Annotated in this window: 1 rRNA gene; it reads right to left on the bottom strand. The window is 50.9% G+C overall.

The window, feature by feature from the left end:
- Positions 1 to 57 precede the first annotated feature (57 nt).
- Positions 58 to 2,961 (bottom strand): 23S ribosomal RNA (locus L2703_RS18840).
- Between the last annotated feature and the right edge of the window lie 17 nt (positions 2,962 to 2,978).

Genomic DNA, 2,978 nt, shown 5'->3' with positions numbered 1-2,978 from the left:
ACACTATCTAAGTGCTCTATTCTAATACTAAGTATCAGTAAAACCCATCTGGGTTGTATGGTTAAGCCTCACGGGTCATTAGTACAAGTTAGCTCAACGCCTCACAACGCTTACACACCTTGCCTATCAACGTAGTAGTCTCCTACGGCCCTTTAGAGAGCTTAAAGCTCTAGGGATGACTCATCTTAGGGCTCGCTTCCCGCTTAGATGCTTTCAGCGGTTATCGATTCCGAACGTAGCTACCGGGCAATGCTATTGGCATAACAACCCGAACACCAGCGGTTCGTCCACTCCGGTCCTCTCGTACTAGGAGCAGCTCCCTTCAATCATCCAACGCCCACGGCAGATAGGGACCGAACTGTCTCACGACGTTCTGAACCCAGCTCGCGTACCACTTTAAATGGCGAACAGCCATACCCTTGGGACCGACTTCAGCCCCAGGATGTGATGAGCCGACATCGAGGTGCCAAACACCGCCGTCGATATGAACTCTTGGGCGGTATCAGCCTGTTATCCCCGGAGTACCTTTTATCCGTTGAGCGATGGCCCTTCCATTCAGAACCACCGGATCACTATGACCTACTTTCGTACCTGCTCGACGTGTATGTCTCGCAGTTAAGCTGGCTTATGCCATTGCACTAACCGTACGATGTCCGACCGTACTTAGCCAACCTTCGTGCTCCTCCGTTACTCTTTGGGAGGAGACCGCCCCAGTCAAACTACCCACCAGGCACTGTCCTTACCCCAGATAATGGGGCCAAGTTAGAACATCAACACTACAAGGGTGGTATTTCAAGGACGACTCCACTCAGACTAGCGTCCAAGCTTCAAAGTCTCCCACCTATCCTACACATGTAGGGTCAATGTTCAGTGCCAAGCTATAGTAAAGGTTCACGGGGTCTTTCCGTCTAGCCGCGGGTATACGGCATCTTCACCGCAATTTCAACTTCACTGAGTCTCGGCTGGAGACAGCGTGGCCATCATTACGCCATTCGTGCAGGTCGGAACTTACCCGACAAGGAATTTCGCTACCTTAGGACCGTTATAGTTACGGCCGCCGTTTACCGGGGCTTCGATCATGAGCTTCTCTTGCGATAACCCAATCAATTAACCTTCCGGCACCGGGCAGGCGTCACACCGTATACGTCATCTTGCGATTTTGCACAGTGCTGTGTTTTTGATAAACAGTTGCAGCCACCTGGTATCTGCGACTCCCAGCAGCTTAGAGAGCAAGTCTCATCACCGCCAGGAGCGTACCTTCTCCCGAAGTTACGGTACCATTTTGCCTAGTTCCTTCAGCCGAGTTCTCTCAAGCGCCTTGGTATTCTCTACCCGACCACCTGTGTCGGTTTGGGGTACGATTCCTACTAACCTGAAGCTTAGAAGATTTTCCTGGAAGCATGGCATCAACTACTTCACCGCCATAGCGGCTCGTCATCAGCTCTCAGCATTCTCACTTAAGAGGTGAACCCGGATTTGCCTAAGTTCACTGCCTACCACCTTAAACGCGGACTACCAACGCCGCGCTAGCCTAGCCTTCTCCGTCTCTCCATCGCAGTTAGCAGAAGTACAGAAATATTAATCTGTTTCCCATCGATTACGCCTTTCGGCCTCACCTTAGGGGTCGACTCACCCTGCCCCGATTAACGTTGGACAGGAACCCTTGGTCTTTCGGCGAGGGAGTTTTTCACTCCCTTTATCGTTACTCATGTCAGCATTCGCACTTCTGATACGTCCAGTGTGGGTTACCCCTTCACCTTCTACCGCTTACAGAACGCTCCTCTACCGCGCACACCTAATGGCATGCACCCGTAGCTTCGGTGGTATGTTTAGCCCCGTTAAATCTTCCGCGCAGGCCGACTCGACTAGTGAGCTATTACGCTTTCTTTAAATGATGGCTGCTTCTAAGCCAACATCCTAGCTGTCTAAGCCTTCCCACATCGTTTCCCACTTAACATACACTTTGGGACCTTAGCTGACGGTCTGGGTTGTTTCCCTTTTGACGACGGACGTTAGCACCCGCCGTCTGTCTCCCGAGTAGTACTCATTGGTATTCGGAGTTTGCAAAGGGTTGGTAAGTCGGGATGACCCCCTAGCCTTAACAGTGCTCTACCCCCAATGGTATTCGCTCGAGGCGCTACCTAAATAGCTTTCGAGGAGAACCAGATATCTCCCGGTTTGATTGGCCTTTCACCCCCAGCCACAAGTCATCCGCTCATTTTTCAACATAAGTCGGTTCGGTCCTCCAGTTGATGTTACTCAACCTTCAACCTGCCCATGGCTAGATCACCGGGTTTCGGGTCTACACCTTGCAACTAAACGCGCAGTTAACACTCGGTTTCCCTACGGCTCCGCTATTCGCTTAACCTCGCTACAAAATGTAAGTCGCTGACCCATTATACAAAAGGTACGCAGTCACGGTCTCAAGAACCGCTCCCACTGCTTGTACGTATACGGTTTCAGGTTCTATTTCACTCCCCTCACAGGGGTTCTTTTCGCCTTTCCCTCACGGTACTGGTTCACTATCGGTCAGTCAGGAGTATTTAGCCTTGGAGGATGGTCCCCCCATATTCAAACAGGATGTCACGTGTCCCGCCTTACTCGTTTTCATCTATGGTTAGTTTTCGTGTACGGGGCTATCACCCTGTGCCGCTGTGCTTTCCAACACATTCCACTAACACCCCATAGACTTAAGGGCTAATCCCCGTTCGCTCGCCGCTACTAGGGGAATCTCGGTTGATTTCTTTTCCTCCGGGTACTTAGATGTTTCAGTTCCCCGGGTTTGCCTCTGCACACTATGTATTCATGTGCAGATACTAGCTTATGCTAGTGGGTTTCCCCATTCGGACATCGTTAGCTCAAATGCTTGTTACTAGCTCGCCAACGCTTTTCGCAAGTTACTACGTCCTTCATCGCCTCTGACTGCCAAGGCATCCACCGTATACGCTTAGTCACTTAACCATACAACCCAAATGAGT

It is taken from the genome of Shewanella basaltis, from assembly GCF_023283885.1.
In the GTDB taxonomy this organism is placed as follows: Bacteria; Pseudomonadota; Gammaproteobacteria; order Enterobacterales; family Shewanellaceae; genus Shewanella; species Shewanella basaltis.
The sequence above is the reverse complement of the archived record's forward strand: the minus strand, read 5'-3'. Positions and strand labels throughout refer to the sequence as shown.